Annotated in this window: 19 protein-coding genes, 1 pseudogene and 1 riboswitch; of the genes and pseudogenes, 12 read left to right on the plus strand and 8 right to left on the minus strand. The window is 38.6% G+C overall.

Annotated elements, in window-relative coordinates; translation table 11 throughout:
* Position 1: 1 nt before the first annotated feature.
* A riboswitch (Glutamine riboswitch) is annotated at positions 2-77 on the minus strand.
* 290 nt (positions 78-367) lie between these two features.
* Complete coding sequence (locus C4E06_RS07430; RefSeq protein WP_107667493.1) at positions 368-727, plus strand: rhodanese-like domain-containing protein; 360 nt, start codon at positions 368-370, stop codon at positions 725-727.
* A 49-nt stretch (positions 728-776) separates the two neighbouring features.
* Here C4E06_RS07430 and C4E06_RS07435 read toward each other — a convergent pair whose 3' ends face one another.
* From C4E06_RS07435 to C4E06_RS07455, 5 genes are all read right to left on the minus strand, one after another.
* Positions 777-2,783, minus strand: a complete 2,007-nt coding sequence (locus tag C4E06_RS07435) for a ferrous iron transporter B (protein ID WP_107667494.1) — start codon at positions 2,781-2,783, stop codon at positions 777-779.
* 22 nt (positions 2,784-2,805) lie between these two features.
* On the minus strand, positions 2,806-3,042 hold the full coding sequence (locus C4E06_RS07440; protein WP_107667495.1) for a FeoA family protein: 237 nt from the start codon (positions 3,040-3,042) through the stop codon (positions 2,806-2,808).
* Between the two features lie 567 nt (positions 3,043-3,609).
* Entirely contained in the window at positions 3,610-4,383 is a 774-nt protein-coding gene (gene larB / locus C4E06_RS07445) for a nickel pincer cofactor biosynthesis protein LarB (protein WP_107667496.1), read from the minus strand.
* Positions 4,384-4,419: 36 nt separating this feature from the next.
* Positions 4,420-4,530 (minus strand): NAD synthetase, encoded by a 111-nt coding sequence (locus tag C4E06_RS29490; RefSeq protein WP_107667497.1) that lies wholly within the window; start codon positions 4,528-4,530, stop codon positions 4,420-4,422.
* Positions 4,530-5,951, minus strand: coding sequence for an LCP family protein (locus tag C4E06_RS07455; RefSeq protein WP_107667498.1), 1,422 nt, complete (start codon positions 5,949-5,951; stop codon positions 4,530-4,532). The genes C4E06_RS29490 and C4E06_RS07455 overlap by 1 nt, the downstream gene beginning before the upstream one ends.
* A gap of 620 nt (positions 5,952-6,571) precedes the next feature.
* Here C4E06_RS07455 and pstC point away from each other — a divergent pair.
* The 3 genes from pstC to pstB all read left to right on the plus strand — a co-directional run bounded on the left by pstC (position 6,572) and on the right by pstB (position 9,358).
* On the plus strand, positions 6,572-7,522 hold the full coding sequence (gene pstC / locus C4E06_RS07460) for a phosphate ABC transporter permease subunit PstC (protein ID WP_107667499.1): 951 nt from the start codon (positions 6,572-6,574) through the stop codon (positions 7,520-7,522).
* A gap of 11 nt (positions 7,523-7,533) precedes the next feature.
* Entirely contained in the window at positions 7,534-8,412 is an 879-nt protein-coding gene (gene pstA, locus C4E06_RS07465) for a phosphate ABC transporter permease PstA (protein ID WP_107667500.1), read from the plus strand.
* Between the two features lie 121 nt (positions 8,413-8,533).
* On the plus strand, positions 8,534-9,358 hold the full coding sequence (gene pstB, locus C4E06_RS07470; protein ID WP_107667501.1) for a phosphate ABC transporter ATP-binding protein PstB: 825 nt from the start codon (positions 8,534-8,536) through the stop codon (positions 9,356-9,358).
* A gap of 67 nt (positions 9,359-9,425) precedes the next feature.
* Here the strand turns inward: pstB and C4E06_RS07475 are convergent, their stop codons facing one another.
* A complete protein-coding gene (locus C4E06_RS07475; protein WP_107667502.1) occupies positions 9,426-9,758 on the minus strand; it encodes a shikimate dehydrogenase in 333 nt (110 codons plus the stop codon).
* Positions 9,759-10,000: 242 nt separating this feature from the next.
* Between C4E06_RS07475 and hpnH the strand changes: the two genes are divergently transcribed.
* On the plus strand, positions 10,001-11,017 hold the full coding sequence (gene hpnH, locus C4E06_RS07480) for an adenosyl-hopene transferase HpnH (RefSeq protein WP_107667503.1): 1,017 nt from the start codon (positions 10,001-10,003) through the stop codon (positions 11,015-11,017).
* 35 nt (positions 11,018-11,052) lie between these two features.
* Here hpnH and C4E06_RS07485 read toward each other — a convergent pair whose 3' ends face one another.
* Positions 11,053-12,714, minus strand: coding sequence for an MFS transporter (locus tag C4E06_RS07485; RefSeq protein ID WP_107667504.1), 1,662 nt, complete (start codon positions 12,712-12,714; stop codon positions 11,053-11,055).
* Between the two features lie 32 nt (positions 12,715-12,746).
* Between C4E06_RS07485 and rsmA the strand changes: the two genes are divergently transcribed.
* From rsmA to C4E06_RS07520, 7 genes and pseudogenes are all read left to right on the plus strand, one after another.
* Entirely contained in the window at positions 12,747-13,559 is an 813-nt protein-coding gene (gene rsmA, locus C4E06_RS07490) for a 16S rRNA (adenine(1518)-N(6)/adenine(1519)-N(6))-dimethyltransferase RsmA (RefSeq protein ID WP_107667505.1), read from the plus strand.
* Between the two features lie 121 nt (positions 13,560-13,680).
* The gene (locus C4E06_RS07495) at positions 13,681-14,082 is read left to right on the plus strand and encodes a tyrosine-type recombinase/integrase (RefSeq protein WP_107667528.1); all 402 of its coding nucleotides are present in this window, start codon (positions 13,681-13,683) and stop codon (positions 14,080-14,082) included.
* Between the two features lie 141 nt (positions 14,083-14,223).
* On the plus strand, positions 14,224-14,397 hold the full coding sequence (locus tag C4E06_RS07500) for a metallothionein (RefSeq protein WP_107667506.1): 174 nt from the start codon (positions 14,224-14,226) through the stop codon (positions 14,395-14,397).
* A gap of 82 nt (positions 14,398-14,479) precedes the next feature.
* Positions 14,480-15,208 (plus strand): DNA repair protein RadC, encoded by a 729-nt coding sequence (gene radC, locus C4E06_RS07505; RefSeq protein WP_107667507.1) that lies wholly within the window; start codon positions 14,480-14,482, stop codon positions 15,206-15,208.
* A 370-nt stretch (positions 15,209-15,578) separates the two neighbouring features.
* The gene (locus C4E06_RS07510; RefSeq protein ID WP_107667508.1) at positions 15,579-17,030 is read left to right on the plus strand and encodes a cation:proton antiporter; all 1,452 of its coding nucleotides are present in this window, start codon (positions 15,579-15,581) and stop codon (positions 17,028-17,030) included.
* 119 nt (positions 17,031-17,149) lie between these two features.
* Positions 17,150-17,305 (plus strand): annotated as a pseudogene (locus tag C4E06_RS07515) (JAB domain-containing protein); the annotation flags it as partial.
* Positions 17,306-17,883: 578 nt separating this feature from the next.
* Positions 17,884-18,585, plus strand: a complete 702-nt coding sequence (locus tag C4E06_RS07520; RefSeq protein ID WP_107667510.1) for a phosphate ABC transporter permease — start codon at positions 17,884-17,886, stop codon at positions 18,583-18,585.
* Between the two features lie 12 nt (positions 18,586-18,597).
* Here C4E06_RS07520 and C4E06_RS07525 read toward each other — a convergent pair whose 3' ends face one another.
* Positions 18,598-20,082 carry a hypothetical protein gene (locus C4E06_RS07525; protein ID WP_198648399.1) on the minus strand — a complete coding sequence of 495 codons (1,485 nt, stop codon included), beginning with the start codon at positions 20,080-20,082 and terminating at the stop codon, positions 18,598-18,600.
* Positions 20,083-20,394: the final 312 nt, after the last annotated feature.

Genomic DNA, 20,394 nt, shown 5'->3' on the forward strand with positions numbered 1-20,394 from the left:
AGGCGCGTTCCTTCAGGAAAAATCCTTACTTCCGTCCTTCCATGGTTTATGAATATCTTCTGGAAAGGATGAACGATTTATTTCTCTTTCTGTATCTATTGTTACAGATTTTTTCTTAAATGTCAACTAAGAGGTTGCACCTTCGATAATCCCACACCCCCCACACCCCCCACACCCCCCTTTAGAAGGGGGGCAGGGGGGGTAGGGGCAGGGGGGGTAGGGGCAGGGGGGGTTGCCAACAGGCAAAAGAACTGTATTTTACAGTCGAAGTGCGTTAGAGTTGATTGTCAAGCTTTCATCATAAAAATTTACAAACTGTTAATATTCTGTTACATTACAAAGGTAGCAACTTCACACACGAGTCTTTATGATTACCATTCCAGAACCCCTTAAGAGTAAATCAGAAGTATCCGATCTAAAAAAACGCCTTGACTGGGGCGAACCGGCCTTAACCATTATTGATGTTAGGGACAGAGAAGCCTTTAATCACAGTCATATTACTGGGGCTGTTTCTCTGCCGATGGATGAGTTAGTCCCTAGAGCCTTAAATAACTTTGAACTGATTCGTGACATTTATGTCTATGGCGCAACCGAAAAAGAAACAGCCTTAGCCGTTAGCAAACTTCGCCTTGCTGGATATCAGAACGTTGCGGAGTTAGTGGGTGGCTTAAAAGCTTGGAAAGCGTCTGGTTACCCCGTTGAAGGACAGTCCCTAACCGTTGCTTAATACTCACTGATGGGGGTAGCCGTAACTTACCCCCGTTATTGATCAAAAATTAAAGATTAGCGATCAAGTTAGCCCCTTGATAGAAAATGAAACTCACCACCCAAGCCAAAACCAAGCCATAAACCACAGAGAAAAAGGTAAAACTGACATTTTTGGCTTCACTGCGAATGGTGGCTAAAGTAGCCACACAAGGACTATAGAGCAAACAAAACAACATGAAACTATAAGCTTGAATGGGTGAAATGGTTTGAGCAATGGTGGCTTGAATGGCACTCGGATCAGATAAACTGTAAATAGTTGCTAACGATCCCACCACAATTTCTTTGGCAATAAAGCCGAAAATCAAAGCAATGGTCAACTCTTCAGGAATACCGATGGGATCAAGAACCGGAGCAAAAAACTCCCCTAACCGTACGGCATAACTTTCATCGCCAGTCCCCGGTAAATTGGTTAACAACAACACCGCCAACACCCCAACAACGATCCAAACGCCGGCCTGTTGAAGAAACGCTTTAACCGCGTTGCCCCCTGTCACCATACCAAACACTAAAGGAACCCCGATGGCTAAGGTTAACCCTGCACTTCCAATGGGGTTGGCCGTCCCTTGGGGTAAATTCGACATTAACCACACTCCCACAACCCCGGCCGTAATAAACCCGGTGGCCCGACGCAGAAAGACTCTTAACTCACCCCAACCTCTTAACCAAATTTGTTTGAGGGTGGGGAAGCGATAGGGGGGCAACTCGATCACAAAGGGTTCTTTACTAGCAAACTGTCCCTTCATTAAAAAGCCCGTGGCGAATGCCACTAAAAAGCTGATGATATAAAGAGACAATAACACCAAGGGCCCCCAGGTGCGATCAAATAAAGCATCAATGATAAAAACAAACACCGTTAACCGCGCCGAACACAGGGCAAAGGGCATGATTAAAATGGTTAAAAAACGCAAAGACCGCGATCGCATTACCCTAGCACCCATAACCGCCGGAATATTACAACCAAAGCCCATAATTAAGAGGACAAAACTGCGACCATCCAACCCCAAACGGTACATGATCGAGTCCATCATATAGGCAGCACGGGAAAAGTAACCACTGTCTTCGATAATGGCCATCATGAAGAAAAACACCACCACCAACGGAACAAAGGAAATAACAGTGGCTAACCCCCCATAAAGTCCGTCAACGATAAACCCTCGTAAAAAATCGGGCAATCCTGCGGTTAAGGGGTCAATGGCTATTGTTTGAAACCATGTGGTGAAAGCATCAGCAACATCTTGAGACGGTAGTCCCACCTCCCAGACAAACTGAAACATGAGGTAAATGCTCAGGAAAAAGATGGGTAAACCGATAATAGGATGCAATAATAAACTATCGAGGCGTTGGGTAAAGGTTCGATACATTTGAGAGGGCATCTCAACGGTTTCTTCTAACACCTCTGCGATGGCCGAGGGGGGAATTTGTTCATGGGCTTCTATTTTCAATGTCAAGTCTTGGGGAGAGGTAACCCTTTGACTTTGGCTTAAGACGTGACTAATCTTATGTTTTGCTTGAACAAGGCCTCGGTTATATTTGGCACTCACTAAGGCCACGGGCATCCCTAGCTTTTCTTCGAGTTTCTCAGCATCGATCTTGATGTTGAAATGTTGCGCTTCGTCTGCCATGTTGAGAACCAGCATTCCGGGTATGCCTAAGGCTTTCACCTGTAGGGCCAATCGAATCTGGCGATCGATCTGTCCGGCATTAAGCACCACTAAGACAAGGTTAACGGGAAAGCGTTCAAAAAAACCTTGTACCACTCGTTCATCTTCCGAGTAGCCTTCTAGATCGTAAATTCCTGGTAAGTCCACAAACTCAACGGTTTCCCCGTCCAGTTCAACCGTTGCTTCTAATAAGTCCACCGTTACCCCTGGCCAGTTACCCACAAAAGCGGTGGCTCCGGTAATTTGGTTAAATAGGGTCGATTTCCCTACATTGGGCATACCCATCACGCTGACGCGCTTGGTGGTTGTTTCGGGGGATAGGGTGGCTCCCCCCGGACTATGACAATGGGTCATTGATTGGTTTCTCCTTGATCAATTAGTTGACATTGGGTTCTATTTCGATGCCTTCGGCTTCATGCCGTCGCATGGCTACTTCTGTGGTCATCCCTACTCGCACATGAAGGGGGCCATTCCACCAGGCTTTACGTAGTAGTTTGACTTCTTGTCCGGCGGTGAACCCCATGGCTTCGAGGCGACGGGATAACCCAGGATCATCAATATTGAGGGTACGGATAATTCCTGTGTGTCCTGGTTTAAGGTTTAATAATTTCATGGTCTATTCTCAAAAATTGACACAGTCTTAATCAATAATCTCTTTCATTAACTGAGTTTAATGAGGTCAAATTACCAAGGTTTTTCTCAAGATCGGGAAAAGCAATGTTTAGCAATCAATTGTTCGACAAAGAAAACTCGAATTAAACAAGGTCAATGTTGTTTAATTAAGTTCAAATAGCAATATCCACAGTCTTAAACTCACTATTTTTTCAGAGGCTTGAGGATAGTTAGCCCCATAGATTCATTATTGTTCTGAAGCTAATAATAACTATTCTCAATAGTATTCTATAATAACTTTGAACGTAGGAATTGTTGCTGAGCAACTTTTTACCTTTTCTTAACTTTAGGTAATAGGCAAGGGTTCTCCCCCTAACCAAAGGGGGAGTTAGAGGGGGTGGCAAGGGCTCTCCCCCTAACCAAAGGAGGAGTTAGAGGGGGTGGCAAACGTAAGTGTGTGTGAGAAGTGTGGGAAGACAATTAATATTTTTCTCCCTATGCTTCCCTGCTCCGGCGCTCCCTGCTCCTCTGCTTCCCCACGCCCCACACCCTACACCCTACACCCTGTTCAACGAGAACTAATCCGCCTAGCAGTGCGGATAATTTGCCCGGCTAAAATGGCCGCCCCAAAACCGTTATCAATATTAACCACACCGATACCCGTTGCACAGGAATTTAACATGGTTAATAAAGGTGCTACCCCTCCGAAGCTGGTTCCGTAACCCACACTGGTGGGGACACCGATGACAGGACAATCTACCATACCGGCCACCACACTGGGTAACGCCCCTTCCATACCGGCTACGACAATAAGGACATCCGCTTGACTCAATAAATCTCGGTGACTCAGTAAGCGATGGATGCCGGCAACCCCCACATCCCAGAGGCGTTGAGTTTGAAAACCAGAGAATTGCGCGGTAATAGCGGCTTCTTCGGCCACTGGTAAATCTGCTGTCCCTGCGGTGAGGATAGAGATGACCCCTGAGCCTTGAAACGGGGGTGAACCGGTTTGTAGAACGCAAATACGGGCCATGGGATAGTAAACTAACGAGGGGATTTCCGCTTCAAGTTGTTCTGCGATCGCAGGTTCGATACGAGTGGCCATCACCACAGGGGAATGGCGGGCCATGGTGATCATAATTTGTCTAATTTGTTCTGGGGTTTTCCCCGGTCCCCAAATCACTTCAGGAAACCCTGTTCTTAAATGGCGATGATGGTCAACTTTAGCAAAGTCCGCCACTGGTTCAAAATTGAGGTGTTTGAGGGTTTCGAGGGCGGTATCAGGGCTTATGTCTCCTGTGGCAATGGCGTTTAGGAGTTCTTGCAGGGCATCAGGGTTCATTAAATATCTATGAGCGATTCTATGTTTTATTATCTCTTATTTTTTGTTCATTCCGGACACACCGCCCAATAACATGACCATTCCTGCCAGTAAAATGAGGATAGCGACACTGCCTAAAATCCAGTCTAATATTGTGTTGGGTTCCATTAATTTTGAGTCGTTAAGGATCTTGTTTCTTGAAAGGGAACGGAGGGTTCTGGAAAATAATTTTGCCAATCTTGACCTAAGACAATGGTAATATCAGAGGCTAAATTGCCTGTACTTTCGACTAATACCTCACCCAGTCCTAAATCAGCCCGTAGGGTAGCAGCCCCGAGATCATCACCATTTTGGGCAACAATACGAGTGGTTTCTAGGGTTTGGGGCCATTCATCACTAACAAAGATACGACGATAACCTGCCTCCCGTAAATAATTTACCATACGTCGTACGGCTTCGGGATCGTCGGTGCTATCTTGAATCGCTATTTTGAGATTGGTTGGCTGAGTGGGTTCGACTTGGAAACTGGGTTGACCGTGATCAAAATATTCCGCTACCATATTTTTAATTTGATAGGAATTGGGTAGCCAATAACTAACTTCGTGTTTCCCATCTCCGCTAAAGCGTCCAGGTAGCATTAACAATTGCACGTTAGACCGTTTGGTTTGAGAGGCAAACCCGGATAAAGCCACTAATTCCTCAACGGTTAAGTTAGTATCAATATAAGAACTAATAATCGATAAAATTTCGGGCATTCTTAATAAGGTTTGGGGTTTTAATGCCTGTTCTACCAAGGCCCGCATAAACATTTGTTGTCGTTGTACCCGGCCAATATCCCCGTAGCGATCGTAGCGAAACCGTAAAAAAGAAACCGCTTGAGATCCATCTAAATGTTGTTCGCCTTCTTTGAGGTCAATATAAAGATGTTGACTATGATCGGTGTATTTCATATCTTTGGGAACATAGACATTAACCCCTCCCAAAGCATCAATGACCTTTTCAACCCCTTGAACATTAACTCGTACATAGCGATCAACCGGAACACCCCCTAATAATTCGCTGACGGTTTCGGCTGCTAAAGATGGGCCTCCATAATAGTTGGCTTCATTAATTTTTCTCAGTTCATAATTGATAGTGGTTTGGGTATCTCTGGGAATGGAGAGGAGACTAAGTTTATTGCTGAGGGGATCAAACCTAACCAAAACCATCGTATCCGACAAACCCTTAAAGGAGTTAACTAAGGCGTGATACCCTAAATCTTCGGTGGGTTTTTCGTCTAGTTCCGAGGTTAAAACTTTCGTTCCTAACACCAATACATTGACAGGACGACTTAATTCGGGAAGCCTTAAACTTTTATAGGAAATGGCTTCATCTTGACTAAAGACTTCTTCTTGTTCGGGAGTCAAAGCACTTTGCTTAAGAGGAGTTGCCGACAAAGAAATAGCAATAAAAGCGCCCGCCGCCGCCGATGTCAGAGAAACCGCAGTCAGTCCTAAACTAATGAACAACCAATTTAGACCTTTAGACTTTTTCTTCACAGAAGATTTCTGTTGACTATGATTTTTGGGATGGGTTTTTTTGACTGACACAACTTTCCTCACACCTTAGATGTCGTCGACACTGGGTTAAATTTTACCGAAAAGTAACCGTTAACCACTACTACGACTTTTAGCTTTGTTGTTTAGGATTATGACCCTATTAAGGCAATCATCCTATCATAGCTTTACTTAACTAAACTTAGTCTAAAACTTTTTTCCTTTGCTGACCACTAATCAGTTATCAGTTACCAGTGATCAGTGACCCATTTTGACATATTTGCCCCAAAATTCTGGGAGGATCAAGGATTTGTCTTTTATTTTGTGTAATTGTTGACTTTTTTAATCCCAGAGGTGGAAACTCTATATTAAAAATACAAATATAATACACATTATTTATTCATCAAATCCTATCAGCAAATTCAAGTCAAGATTAATTGGTTTACCATTGATGATTTTCTATTGTTTTCTTCTCAGTAAAATCTTTTAGAAAAACTCATATATCTATCTTTAGTCTTAGTAATATATCTATCTTTAGTCACACAATAATAATCAGGTTTTTTCTATAGTCTAAAGTAGTGATTTTTATAGAATAAATTGAGGTTAAAACTAAGTTAAATTCGAGTAAAAAGCAAGTTAAAAAATCAAAATCATTGAACTCATTTCATTTAAATATGACTCAACTCAGTCTAGAAAAAAACAATCAAAATAAAGCGCGATCGCAGACAGAAAAAACAATAGATCGTATTTTCAAGGGATTAACTTATCTATTTGCTTTTAGTGTGATTGCTATTTTAGTTTGGATAGCCATTCAAGTCGCACTACAAGCAAAACCAGCGATCGCAGAATTTGGCTTAGGATTTTTAACCTCAACCAGTTGGAATCCGCCTGAACAAAATTATGGCATTTTACCGGCGGTTTACGGAACCGTAGTTAGTTCTTTCATTGCCCTATTAATTGCGGTTCCCATTGGCTTGGCCAGTGCCATTATTTTGAGTGAAAACTTTTTACCCTTATCAATTCGTCGTAGCCTTGTTTTCTTAGTGGAACTTTTAGCCGCTATTCCTAGTGTTGTTTATGGGTTATGGGGAATTTATGTATTAATTCCGTTCTTAAAACCTATTGGTAGTTGGTTACATAATACTTTGGGTTGGATTCCTTTATTTAGTACCAGTTATATCGGTCCGGGAATGTTACCAGCCGGAATCATTTTATCCATTATGATTCTGCCCATTTTAACCACCATTGCCAGAGACTCTTTAGCGGCAGTCCCCCCTGAATTGCGATCCGGGTCCTATGGCGTAGGGGCAACCCGTTGGCAGACTATGTTTAGCGTATTGATTCCGGCAGCTTTTTCGGGCATTGTTGGGGGCATTATGTTGGCTTTAGGCCGCGCGTTAGGAGAAACCATGGCCGTTACTTTAGTCATCGGTAATAGTAATAATTTAGACGTTTCTTTGCTTGCCCCGGCCAGTACCATTGCGTCTTTAATGGCTAACCAATTCTCAGAAGCGGCTGACCTCCAAAAATCCGCTTTATTGTATGCAGGATTAGTTTTATTTGCCATTACTTTAATTGTCAATATTTTAGCAGAATTTATTATTAGTAAAGTTAAAAAATACTAGATTCAATTATCATGAATAACTCACAAACTTATTCTTCTGATTCCGTCAATTTAGAATACACAGCTACTAAAACCCGTAACTGGATGGGTAGCCTATTAACGGGTCTAGCTTTTACTTTTTTAGGTATTGCTTTGCTTCCTTTAGCCTTAGTTATTGTTTACGTTTTTTTCAAAGGAGTCAGTCGTCTTAATTGGTCTTTATTTACCGAATTACCGCCCCCTCCTTTACAAAGCGGCGGAGGTATTGGCCACGCAATTATAGGAACTTTAATGTTAGTGGCTATTGCTGCGGTGATGAGCATTCCCACCGGTATTTTAGGAGGTATTTATTTATCAGAATTTAGTGATCAAAGATGGGGTCGTTGGATTCGATTTGCAGCCAATATTTTAAGTGGGGTTCCTTCGATTATTATGGGGATTTTTGCCTACGGGGTGTTAGTAGTTACGATGGATTCTTATTCAGCGATCGCCGGGGGTTTTGCCTTAGCTATTCTGATGTTACCTATTGTCGTAAGAACCACTGACGAAGCCTTACAATTAGTGGATAAAGAAGTTCGATGGGCTTCTGTAGGGGTTGGTGCATCTAACTTTCACACAGTTTTATATATTGTTTTGCCGACCGCTTTACCTGGCATTTTAACTGGGACAACCTTAGCCGTTGCTCGTGCCGCTGGAGAAACAGCCCCGTTAATCTTTACGGTTCTTTATTCTCAATTTTGGCCTAAAGGTTTATTTAGTCCTGTTCCTTCTTTATCAGTGCTAATTTATAACTTTGCCACAGTTCCTTATGATAATCAAAGAGAACTTGCTTGGGCTGCTTCTTTAGTGTTAGTTTCTTTGGTTTTAATTACCAGTGTTATTTCTCGTTTAGTGACGGGAAAACAACGGTGAACAGAATTAAGAATGTAGAATGCAGAATTAAGAATGCACAATCAATTCTATATTTTAAATAGCTGACCACTGAATTTGAACTTAGTTTATTGAACATTGTCCAATCTAACGGAATTTAATTATGTCTTCTGCCCATTCTTTACAAAATAATTCTCAACAAAATCAATCCTTTGATAGTGTTTTACATACAGAAAATTTAAGCGTTTACTATGGTGATTTTTTAGCCTTAGACAATGTTTCGATGGACTTTCCCCGTAAACAAATTACAGCCTTAATCGGTCCATCTGGTTGTGGAAAAAGTACCTTAATTCGTTGTTTGAATCGTCTTAATGATCTGATCGATACTTGTCGAGTGAAAGGGAAAGTAATTTATCGAGACAAAAATCTTTATGGTTCCAAAATTGACCCCGTAGAAGTACGTCGTCATATTGGCATGGTATTCCAAAAACCTAACCCTTTTCCTAAGTCTATTTACGAAAATATTGCCTATGGTGCCAGGATTAATGGCATAGAAAATGATATGGATGAACTGGTGGAGCGATCGCTTAAACAAGTGGGGTTATGGGATGAGGTTAAAGATAAACTCGACAGTAATGGCTTATCCTTATCCGGGGGACAAAAACAACGCCTTTGTATTGCTCGCGCCGTTGCCCTCAAACCAGATATTATTCTCATGGATGAACCGGCATCGTCTCTCGATCCCATTTCTACGTCTACCATTGAATCGTTGATCCAAGACCTCAAAGAAAAATATACCATCATCATTGTCACCCATAATATGCAACAAGCCACTAGAGTGGCTGACTATACTGCTTTTTTTAATGCCGAAGAGTCAGAAAAAGGCAACCGTTACGGCTATTTAGTGGAATACGATAAAACTGAGGAGATTTTTAATAACCCTCAAGAAAAAATGACCAAAAAATATGTAAGTGGACGGTTTGGATAATATTCACCAAATAATTAATAATTATTAATTGTTAATTATTAATTGCTGCCAGCTGTCAAGAGACTCGTTACGGTTTCAATAATAAAGAAGGTAATCTAAACACCGCCGTAACGATTCCCCCGATAACGGCACTAATACCACCGACGACTAAAGGGAGGATTAAAGAACGAAAACCCTTGAGGTCTGATACTTCTTTAACTAGGGTGTCTTGGGTGTTTTCTACCCTCTCTAATCGTTTATCCATTCCTGTGATTTCTGTCTCAATCTTTGCCAGTTTCACCTCAATGGTGTTTAGTTTCTCTGACTGCTTATCTAGTTTGGTGTTTACGTCTTTGATATCCTGTTTAAGTTCTTTTAGGATATCTGCTAAGTCGTAAGGTACGGTAATCGGTTCATTCATAAGTTAAACTTTTAGTAGATTCGATTGTTAGATGTCTTTTATTTTATTCTGTCTCCTCTCTCCTGACTCTTGACTCGGTGACTCGGTGACTCTTGACTCGGTGACTCTTGACTCGGTGACTCGGTGACTCGGTGACTCCTGTCTCCCCAAAACAAACAAAAATATTTTTAAATTCCCCCAAGCCACTAAAAAGAAAGACTATAATAACCAGAAATTATTATAGGTGTGAGAAGAGGAAGTCTATGGCCGTTCAACTAAAACAAGCCCTAACTGTGGGTACATATATCGTCAGCCAACGGTTAAAGGGTCGTCAACGCTTTCCGTTGGTATTGATGTTAGAACCTCTATTTCGTTGTAATTTAGCCTGTTCTGGATGCGGAAAAATCCAACATCCTACTGACATTTTAGCCCGTAACCTCACCCCCGAAGAATGTTTTAACGCCGTTGAAGAATGTGGCGCGCCGGTGGTGTCTATTCCTGGGGGTGAACCCTTACTCCATCCTCAAATTGATGAAATTGTTAAAGGGTTGGTCCAACGGAAAAAATTTGTTTATCTTTGTACCAATGCCATTCTTTTAGAAAAGAGTTTACATAAGTTTGAACCCTCCCCTTATTTTTGCTTCAGTGTGCATTTAGATGGGTTACGGGAACATCATGATAAATGTGTCGATCGCAAAGGGGTATTTGATAAGGCGATCGCAGGTATTAAAGCAGCTAAGGCGAAAGGGTTCCGAGTTACCACCAATACTACTGTGTTTGAAGGGGCAGATCCCAAAGAAATGCAAGAATTTTTCGATTTCCTCGAAACTTTGGGAACCGATGGCATGATGATTTCCCCTGGATACAGTTATGAATGGGCCCCCAATCAAGAGAATTTCTTAAAACGGGAACAAACGAAGAAGTTATTCCGAGAAATTTTAATGCCTTGGAAGTTAGGCAAGAAAAAATGGAATTTTAACCATAATCCTCTCTTTTTAGATTTTCTCTTAGGGGAAAAAGATTATGAATGTACCCCCTGGGGAAGTCCCAGTTATAGTGTGTTAGGCTGGCAAAAACCCTGTTATCTTCTCAATGAAGGTCATTATCAAAGCTTTAACGAGTTGATGGAAGAAACCCAATGGGAAAACTACGGCCGCGCTAGTGGTAATCCTAAATGTGCCGATTGTATGGTACATTGCGGTTACGAACCCACTGCAGCTATGGATGCAATGAACCCTGCAAACATGGGACGGGCTTTAGGTAGTGTGATTAGTGCTTAAATAGTAGGGTGGGCAATGCCCACCTTAAAACTATCTTATAACTGTTCCCTTTCCCCTTGATGTTTTTCCTTCAATTTCAAACGAATTTCGCTATGAACTTCACGGGTAATGGGATAAAAATAAGCCAAAATTAACCCTACCATTAAAATAATAGCCGGTAAGGGAGCCACCGCAATTCTAATGGCAAATAAGGCGGTTTCGGGTTGGGTGGGAATGGGTTCACCTGGAATTTGTTCAACGAAACCAGCAGCTTCTAACACCACACCCACCAAGAATAATCCTAACGCTAACCCAAACTTTTGTAAGAGTACCATAAAGGCATAAAATACCCCTTCTCTACGTTGTCCGGTTTCTAATTCATCTAATTCTATAACATCGGGAACCATTGACCAAGGAATGAGATAAGCAACGGATACCCCAAACCCGGCCATAATGGCTAAAATAAACATTAATGTTACTTGTCCCGGTTGTAATAAAAAGAGTCCAATTTGAGCAATAATCCAAATTAATGTACCCATAAAATAGACAATTTTTTTATCTAATTTCTGACAGACAGCTTGCCATAAAAATAACATAATTAATGCAGTTCCTTGCACAGCTAAGGCCACTAACCCCGATGTATCTTCCCCTAAGTTCATATAACTAACCACAAAATAAACTAATATAGATGCCGTTAATTGAACTGCTAACCAAGAACATAAATAAATGCCAATTACAAATAAAAAGGGACGGTTATTAAAGACAATTTTTAATTGTTGGAAAAAAGAAAGATTGGTTTGTTCTTGATTATCTTGTCTAGTTTGTTGCGCTTCTTGATTAACTAAATGATCTTCAACTTTTGCCAAGAGTAAACTACAACCAAATCCCAATAATAATAAACTCGATAAAATAGAAAAGAAGCTAATATAATCTATATTTCCACTGCCTCCTAGAAAGGTTGAAGTAGCAGGAATCAGTCTGAAAATTGCATAAATTATTCCTAAGATACTGACCCCAATTAAAACAGTCCCTACTTGTTTCTTTTGGCTTAAATTTAAAATAGGTTCTCTGCCCTTTTCTTGAATCCTCAAAGTACACCAAAGTAGGGCAATAATGCCTAAAATAGAACAACTTAATCCTAAAATAAAGAATCGTGTTTGAGGATCATCAGGATAAGCAATAGAAGCTAAAATATAGAGAATTAATGATAAAATACTGCCGCCAATGGAAAAAGAAAAACGAAAACTATTGAGGCTAGTTCTTTCATTATAATCTTGGGTTAATTCGGGAGTTAATGCCGTATAAGGTAAATTGACTGTTGTATAAGCAATGTTAAAAAGGATTCCAATAATGACATAATAAGCAAATAAACCCCAGCGATTGGCTGTTAAATCATCACTAAATGATGGGATAATCCATTGTAAAGAATAAAAGAGAGCAAAGGGAATCATTCCCCCTAAAATCCAAGGAAGACGACGACCCCAACGAGTGCGAGTTTTATCACTTAAGACTCCAACAATTGGGTCATTAATAGCGTCAGAAATTTTACCAATCATTAAAATACTGCCTGCTAAACCCGGCGGTAAACCAGCCACATTGGTGAAGAAAAATAATAAATAAAAGACTAAAATATTAGCAGCGATCGCCGGACCAAAATCACCAGCCCCATAGGCTAATTTTGTGGTAAAATGGAGTTTCTCAGTATCAGGTGATGTCATAAAAAAAGAGTTATTTCAACATAGTATTAATTATGCCCCAACCCCGTAAACGGTTTGCTCAACATTGGTTACGCAGTGAAACGGCACTAGAACAAATTATACAGGCTGCCAACCTCAAAAACAGCGATCGCCTCTTAGAAATTGGTCCCGGAACCGGTATTTTAACCCGTCGTCTCTTACCGTTAGTTCAGTCCCTTATTGCAGTAGAATTAGATTGGGATCTTTGTAAAAAATTAGTCAAAAGTTTAGGAAATGAAGATAATTTTTTACTGTTGCAAGGGGATATTTTAAAATTAGATATTGCCAGAGAAGCCAAAGATTTTCCTAAGTTTTTACCCATCAATAAAGTCGTTGCTAACATTCCATATAATATTACCAGTCCCATTTTAGATAAACTATTGGGTAGCATTGCTTCTCCTAAAAATCCTTCTTATGATCTCATTGTTTTATTAATTCAAAAAGAAGTGGCTCAAAGAATTGTTGCTGCTCCTGGTAGTAAAAATTATGGTGCATTATCCATTAAAATGCAATATTTAGCCGACTGTAATTATATTTGTGATGTGTCGAAAAAAGCCTTTTATCCTCCCCCAAAAGTAGACTCTGCTGTCATTACGTTTCGTCCTCGTTCTTTACTTAATTCTGCCATAAATCCTAAACATTTAGAAACCTTAATTAATCTGGGGTTTTCCAGTCGTCGTAAAATGTTACGCAATAACCTAAAAAGTTTAATTAATCAGGATCTTTTGACAGAATTTTTAACAGAAATTGACCTAAATGAAAAAGTACGGGCTGAAAACTTGGATCTTAATCAATGGATCGCATTAAGTAATCATTTTTCTCAATAATCTCTCAAATCATCATTTAATATGTTATATAAAAAATGTCTTGCATTCCAGACAATCCTTGTTAAGATATAAGTATATTAATAATATTTTCATATTTTCGTTGCACCCTCACCCTTTTATTATGTTTAATACCCTGCTGACTCCTCAACTGTGGAAACCCAAAATTTCTCTCTTAGAAGAATTTTTACAGGTTTTACCCCTTCAATATCGAACCATTGTCGCTTTAGCTTACTTTACGACTTCTAGAATAGAGGATATTTTATCTTTACAAAAAGAAGACATTACTGGTGAAATAATTATGATTGAGGACTCAAACTTACAAAAGAAGAAAAAAGTTCCAATTATTACCAGATTAAGACCCTATTTAACCGTATATCTTAATGGATATGACCCTAACCAATCAGACTTGTTGTTTACTGATCGATTAGGAAACCCTCTCACCAGTTCCCATGTGTTCAAAATTTTGAATATAGTAGCAAAAAAGATAAATCTTCCCGATATGTATTTGTCTGTTCTACGCTAATGTCTATAAATAGCATAATGATCGGATTTGGGCTGTATTAATTTCGACAAAAAATTAGATATTAAAATTCGTCTCAATTGCTTGGTTTGAACCCAATAACGAGGTTTAATGAAAGTATAGAATGTTATTGGAGCATCAATCATGACATCAGCCACTGTCACTCAAATGAAATGTGCTTGTCCTTCTTGTAATTGTATTGTTTCTATTAGCGATGCTGTGCAAAAAGAAGGCAAATATTATTGCGGTGATGCTTGTGCTAATGGCCATCCCAACGGTGCAGGATGTTCTCATCATGGGTGTGAATGTCACGCATAGAAACAAGATCACAGGCATTGGCCTAAAAATCAGTTAAAACAGGAGAATATGAGGATAATGTATTGCTCCTTTTTAACTGAAGATGACCTATCATTTAAGAATTGCCGATATTCCTTCGAGTGAGCGACCCCGTGAGCGTTTAATGGCCGTAGGGGCAAAAAATCTGGCGACTGCTGAACTCTTAGCCATTTTACTGGGAACAGGACAAGGAAAAGGTAAACTCTCTGCTGTGGGGTTAGGCCATCATATTCTACAAGAATTAAGCAAACATCGTCGTGATCCCCTCGATCTTTTACGGGATATTAGTCCTAACGAACTGATGACCATTGATGGTATTGGACCGGCGAAAGCGACAACCATTATTGCTGCAGTAGAATTAGGAAAACGAACCTTTCAAGTGCGTCCCCTCGAACGAGTGACCATTGATAGTCCAGAAGCTGCGGTTGCTGCCTTGAGTCATGACTTAATGTGGGAAAGACGAGAGCATTTTGCTGCTGTTTTTTTAGACAGTAAATACCGACTCTTAGGAACAAAAGTGATCACCATTGGAACCGCTACAGAAACCCTGGTTGATCCGGCTGAAATTTTCCGAGAAACCCTCAAACAAGGGGCAAACGCTTTAATTGTGGCGCATAATCATCCGTCTGGCAATGTTGAACCCTCACAAGAAGATTTAGATTTAACAGAACAATTATTAAAGGGGATGCAACTTATTCGTATTCCTCTGATTGATCATCTTATCTTAGGAGAAGGCAATCATTGCAGTTTGCATAGGATAACAGATTTATGGCAACGTTATCCTCAAGAATGAACCAACTTGTTAGTCTGAAATTTAGAATAATTAATTATGTTGGGTTTCGTTCCTCTACCCAACCTACCAGATCAGCGATCGTACTAATTCTTGGAGTTCCCTTTGTATGGATCACTCAAGAATGATAAGAGTTTCTCTATCATATACATACGTAAATGGTATTTAATTTAGGATTGATTTTAGGCTATACTAGGAGCAATACTAGATAATCTTAATTTGCTTTTCTGATTGAGATTGTCAGGAATTATACCAGTATCGATAAAGACAACAGATCAACCTGATCATAAGCTTCTGCAAAACTTTTATTTGAAGAGCTTTTTCAAGTTAATCGGCTTAAAATCAATCAAAATAGTTGAACCCTCACCCCACAATGAATGCTTTAACCATTATCTGGATAGCTTTACCCTTGTTTATTGGGTTTAGTATTTATTTATTGCCCTCAATCTGTCGTTATCTTGCTTTAGGAGTTGCTATTATTTCCCTAGGGTACAGCTTAAAAATATTCAGTTTATCGTTACCGTTAGATTTACAATTACTAGATAATTTCGGGGTAATTTTATTAATTGATAACTTAAGTGGTTTTTTTGTTTTAACGAATGCCTTAGTTACCTTGGGAGTTATTCTTTATTGCTGGCAGAGTGATAAAACTAACTTTTTTTATACCCAGGTTATTATTTTACATGGCAGTGTTAATGCTGCTTTTATTTGTGCTGATTTTATCAGTTTATATGTAGCTTTAGAAGTTATTAGTATTGCTGCCTTTTTACTCATTACTTATCCAAGAAGCGATCGCTCAATATGGGTAGGGTTACGTTATCTCTTTGTCAGTAATGTGGCCATGTTATTTTATCTGGTAGGCACAGTTTTAGTCTATAAGGCACATCATTCTTTTGGCTTTGAAGGGTTAAGAGGATCACCGCCAGAAGCAGTTGCCCTTATTTTTTTAGGACTGTTAGCAAAAGGCGGTATTTTTGTTTCAGGGTTATGGTTACCTTTGACCCATTCTGAGTCGGATAGTCCTGTTTCTGCTATGTTATCAGGGGTTGTGGTTAAAGCGGCAATTTACCCCTTAGTTCGTTGTACGTTAATGGTTCCTGAAGTTGATCCGATTATTCGTATTTTTGGAGTAGGAACGGCATTATTAGGGGTGAGTTATGCTATTTTTGAACAAGACACAAAACGGACGTTAGCTTTTTCTACTGTTTCCCAATTAGGCTTTATTTTGGCAGCCCCAGAAGTGGGTGGATTTTATGCTTTAACTCATGGTTTAGTTAAGTCATCTTTATTTTTGATGGCAGGAATTTTACCAAGTCGTAACCTCAAAGTATTAAAAGATCAACCGATGAAAACTGCTATTTGGATACCTTTGGTTATGGCCAGTTTTTCAATTTCGGGATTTCCTTTATTATCAGGGTTCGGGGCAAAAGTTTTGACCATGAAAAATTTACTACCTTGGCAAGTCATTGGAATGAATATTGCTGCCCTAGGGACAGCCACCACCTTCGCTAAGTTTATCTTTTTACCCCACGAAAAAAGCGGAGGAAGTAAAGCAAAATCTGGATTTTTTCCAGCCATCAGTGTATTATTAGGTGGCTTATTAATTGCCAATGGTGTTTACTATCAAGCCTATACTTTGACTAATATTATCAAACCTTTACTTACAATCTTTTTAGGCTGGTTTATTTATATTTTAATAGTTCAACGAATGGTAATTAAACTACCCCGTATCGCTGAACAATTTGAGCATTTAATTGGAGGGATGAGTTTAATGTTAATTTTTCTGTTTTGGGTTATCCTAGGAAATCAAACCTCAATATTCTAGGTCAAGCAGATAAAATAGACAACCTGGCTTAATCTTAGATGCTCTTAGGTGTTGGTCACATTTAAGCGTGTATAATTAATGCGATCGCTTCGTTACTCCCTATTAAAATGCTAGTTCCTGAACTTTCACAACAAGATTTAGATTTAACGGAACAATTATTAAAAGGAATGCAACTCATTCGTATTCCACTGATTAATCATCTTATCTTAGGAGAAGGCAATCATTTCAGTTTACACAGAATAACAGATTTATGGCAACGTTATCCTCAAGAATAAACTATCTTGTTAGTTTGAAATTTAGAATAATTAATTATGTTGGGTTTCGTTCCTCTACCCAACCTACCAGATCAGCATTGTCCCATACAACCATTATTTATTCATAATGAACTAAAATTTGATTAGTCCCTTGAAGCCATTGAATAATAATGGTAATTAAATATGACTCATTCTGTTACTTTAAAGATTCCTGATCATTTATATTCTCCTCTATTAGAAAAGGCAAATCAAATGGGAAAAAAGCCAGAAGAATTAATGATTGAATATTTATAAACTATGATTAAGAATACAGAAGATGACCCCGGAGAGGAGTTTATAGGGGCGTTTAATAGTGAGCTTCCCGACTGGACAGAAAACCATGATGTTTATTTAGGAAAGTCTTTATCTGAATAATAATTAGGATGTTAGAAATCTTTGTGGATACGTCTGGATGGGGGAATTTAGTGGATAAAAGTCAACCTTATCATCTTGAGCATTAATGTAGAACACACCTATTATATTAGATGCCGTTAGACGTTGATTACTAAATTTGTGCTTTCATGGTAATTAGGTTTATAAGCTGATTTAACCGTTAAACTATGTTAGTTCCCTTAACTCGTGACGCATTAGAAGAAATTATTCCCCCCATTGCCACAGGAAACCAATATTCTTTTTATTGGGGTAAATGGCGAGATTTATTGCAGCGTTTGTTTATTTCATTAATTGCTTTGGTCATCACTTGGTTATTAGGAAAATTAGCCGGGTCTGGTGGCGAAACCATTAAACTGATTTTTGATATCATTGCCGGATTATATTGGCTGTGGGGTCCTGTTTTATGGGCCAGTGTTCGCAATGGGAAATACCGTCGTTATCCTTATTGTGGGTTTTGGCAAGGACAAGTCTTAGATGTGTTTATCACCGAAGAATTAGTCGGAGAAGAACAAACGGTGAATAAATGGGGGGAGTTGGTAGTCATTGAAAATAGAGAACGACAAATTAATATCGAAGTGGGAGACGAAGAAGGGTTTACTGCCATCACAAAAGCCCCTATAAACCGCCTTTATCGAGTCATTAAACCAGGACAAATAGCAGAAATGTTGATTTTGTCAAAAACCCCAGAATTAAGCCGTATTGATAAGATTACAGATGTTTATTTTCCTCAACACAATTTATGGATAGGAGAGTATCCTTATCTACGCCGTGATATTTTTAAACAGGTTAGCGAAGAGTTGGGGGGATATTCAAGTTATCGTACTCCAACAAAAGGAAAAGCCCGTATTGTTCGACGACGCAGACGCTGAATTTAGCAATTATTAATTGTTAATGATACGATAAACATAAGCTGTGTTTGTTTCTAGAAATAACTCCGAAGGTCTATCAATTGTGTCATTCTCAGAAATTTCAAAAGTAGGAAATAAATTAAGGGCTTTTGGTGGGTCGTTTTTGAAAAAATACGGTTCTGTATAGCTACTATTATTCAGAAAATTACTCTCGATTAGCATAATTCTTTTAGGATGAATAATATAGTGACTCGTTTGACAAGTTTCTGTTACCGAAATTCCTTTGTTAGTAACGTAAGTATCTATATAATTATATTGATTATTCTTTTTTCGTTTTCTTTGTATTGTTGGGTCACAAATGGTTGAATTAGGGGGTAATTCCTCAAGAATCTTGGTTACATCTTCTGTACTCATTAAAGCATTTTCACTATATTTACTTAGCATAAAGCGGTAATCATAGCGTATATTTTGTAAACAGGAAATCATAATAAATATGCCAATAAAAATGACTAATACTTTCTGATAACGAGAAGAATAATCTAAATGAGCAAGGGTAATAACAGTTAAAACAATTGGTGCAAAGGATATAAGTGACTTATAGTAAGGAACGGTTTCTTTAGGATCAATATTAGCAGCAGCTAGAAGAAAGATTAACCAAGTTGACACCCAAAACAACCAAATATACGGGTTTCCTTTAAACTTGACAAACCCTAAATAAGTCACTATGGATAAGAAGATAATTGAAATGAATAAAGATAACCGAGAATCATCCCATAAATAATGTTGTTGACCTAAAGTCAAATAGTTTAAAATTAACTGACTAAATTTATTAAATAACTTGATTAAAAAAGAGCTATCAGATTGAGAACTAGACTTAAGCACTGTTTTAATAATAGCTTTTGTATTACGAAAATTGCGTCCAAATTCACCGATCCAGTACGGTGTTAAGCTGATAATAGCTGACATAATACTAATAAAAGGTAAAGTTATAAATAGATATTGTTTTTTCTTAATCCCTCGATAAATGAAAACAGCAATAGCAATAATAAACACCAAGGGAATAATAAATAAAGTGGAAGAGTGCAAACTAACTAAAATAGCTAAAACAATCCCTGAAAATATCCATAAAGTAACTTGTGATAAAAAAGAATATTTATTTTTCATTTCTAGCTGATAGAGAGCCGTTAATAATAGGAAGAAAAAGGGAATTGAACTCGGATTCCATTGAAAATTACTAATAAAAATATCTCCAAAAAATAAACTATACCAAAAACCAGCTAGTCCACTCAAAAAAAGTCTTAATGACCTTTTGGTTCTATCTAATAGTTGATAAATTAAATAGATAAAAAGAGGAATTGATAAAAAAGAAAATAAAGCATTGGGAAAAGCTTGAAAAACAGGGGCAGCACCAAGTATAGTAAAGGGAAAAAAAAGATAATAATAAAGGGGTAAAATATGATGTCCTCCAATGGAAGATACAGGTCCAAGGGTAGGAAATTTCCCCTTCCATATTTCCATGATCAAAAAACTATCTCTTATCTGATCGGGATCAGGTCCAATATCAAAAGTTACATACTGAAAAACAGCTATTACTCTTGTAAAAAAAGCAAAACTTATCGCTAAAACTATCAAGATAAATCCTATAACTTTTATTGTTTTAGCATCAATAGTCGTTGATTTTGTCATCTTAAAAACTCAAAAATAAAATAGACTGATTAGAAACTCGATAATAAAACATAGATCTACAATAAAATATCATAAGATATTATTATTTAAAAGTGTTAACTGATTGATTTTTGTAAATACCCTAAATTAGCACTGCTATTTTAT

The sequence above is a fragment of the Cyanothece sp. BG0011 genome (genome assembly GCF_003013815.1).
Classification (GTDB): domain Bacteria; phylum Cyanobacteriota; class Cyanobacteriia; order Cyanobacteriales; family Microcystaceae; genus Crocosphaera.

Excerpts from the sequence above, each read along its gene's own strand:
- C4E06_RS29490 (WP_107667497.1), bottom strand. The coding sequence starts at position 4,530 with ATGGAACCCAACACAATATTAGACTGGATTTTAGGCAGTGTCGCTATC.
- hpnH (WP_107667503.1), top strand. The coding sequence starts at position 10,001 with ATGGCCGTTCAACTAAAACAAGCCCTAACTGTGGGTACATATATCGTC.
- C4E06_RS07500 (WP_107667506.1), top strand. The coding sequence starts at position 14,224 with ATGACATCAGCCACTGTCACTCAAATGAAATGTGCTTGTCCTTCTTGT.
- rsmA (WP_107667505.1), top strand. The coding sequence starts at position 12,747 with ATGCCCCAACCCCGTAAACGGTTTGCTCAACATTGGTTACGCAGTGAA.
- larB (WP_107667496.1), bottom strand. The coding sequence starts at position 4,383 with ATGAACCCTGATGCCCTGCAAGAACTCCTAAACGCCATTGCCACAGGA.
- C4E06_RS07440 (WP_107667495.1), bottom strand. The coding sequence starts at position 3,042 with ATGAAATTATTAAACCTTAAACCAGGACACACAGGAATTATCCGTACC.
- pstC (WP_107667499.1), top strand. The coding sequence starts at position 6,572 with ATGACTCAACTCAGTCTAGAAAAAAACAATCAAAATAAAGCGCGATCG.
- C4E06_RS07510 (WP_107667508.1), top strand. The coding sequence starts at position 15,579 with ATGAATGCTTTAACCATTATCTGGATAGCTTTACCCTTGTTTATTGGG.
- C4E06_RS07520 (WP_107667510.1), top strand. The coding sequence starts at position 17,884 with ATGTTAGTTCCCTTAACTCGTGACGCATTAGAAGAAATTATTCCCCCC.
- C4E06_RS07495 (WP_107667528.1), top strand. The coding sequence starts at position 13,681 with ATGTTTAATACCCTGCTGACTCCTCAACTGTGGAAACCCAAAATTTCT.
- pstB (WP_107667501.1), top strand. The coding sequence starts at position 8,534 with ATGTCTTCTGCCCATTCTTTACAAAATAATTCTCAACAAAATCAATCC.
- radC (WP_107667507.1), top strand. The coding sequence starts at position 14,480 with ATGACCTATCATTTAAGAATTGCCGATATTCCTTCGAGTGAGCGACCC.
- C4E06_RS07485 (WP_107667504.1), bottom strand. The coding sequence starts at position 12,714 with ATGACATCACCTGATACTGAGAAACTCCATTTTACCACAAAATTAGCC.
- C4E06_RS07475 (WP_107667502.1), bottom strand. The coding sequence starts at position 9,758 with ATGAATGAACCGATTACCGTACCTTACGACTTAGCAGATATCCTAAAA.
- pstA (WP_107667500.1), top strand. The coding sequence starts at position 7,534 with ATGAATAACTCACAAACTTATTCTTCTGATTCCGTCAATTTAGAATAC.
- C4E06_RS07435 (WP_107667494.1), bottom strand. The coding sequence starts at position 2,783 with ATGACCCATTGTCATAGTCCGGGGGGAGCCACCCTATCCCCCGAAACA.
- C4E06_RS07430 (WP_107667493.1), top strand. The coding sequence starts at position 368 with ATGATTACCATTCCAGAACCCCTTAAGAGTAAATCAGAAGTATCCGAT.
- C4E06_RS07525 (WP_198648399.1), bottom strand. The coding sequence starts at position 20,082 with ATGGAAATATGGAAGGGGAAATTTCCTACCCTTGGACCTGTATCTTCC.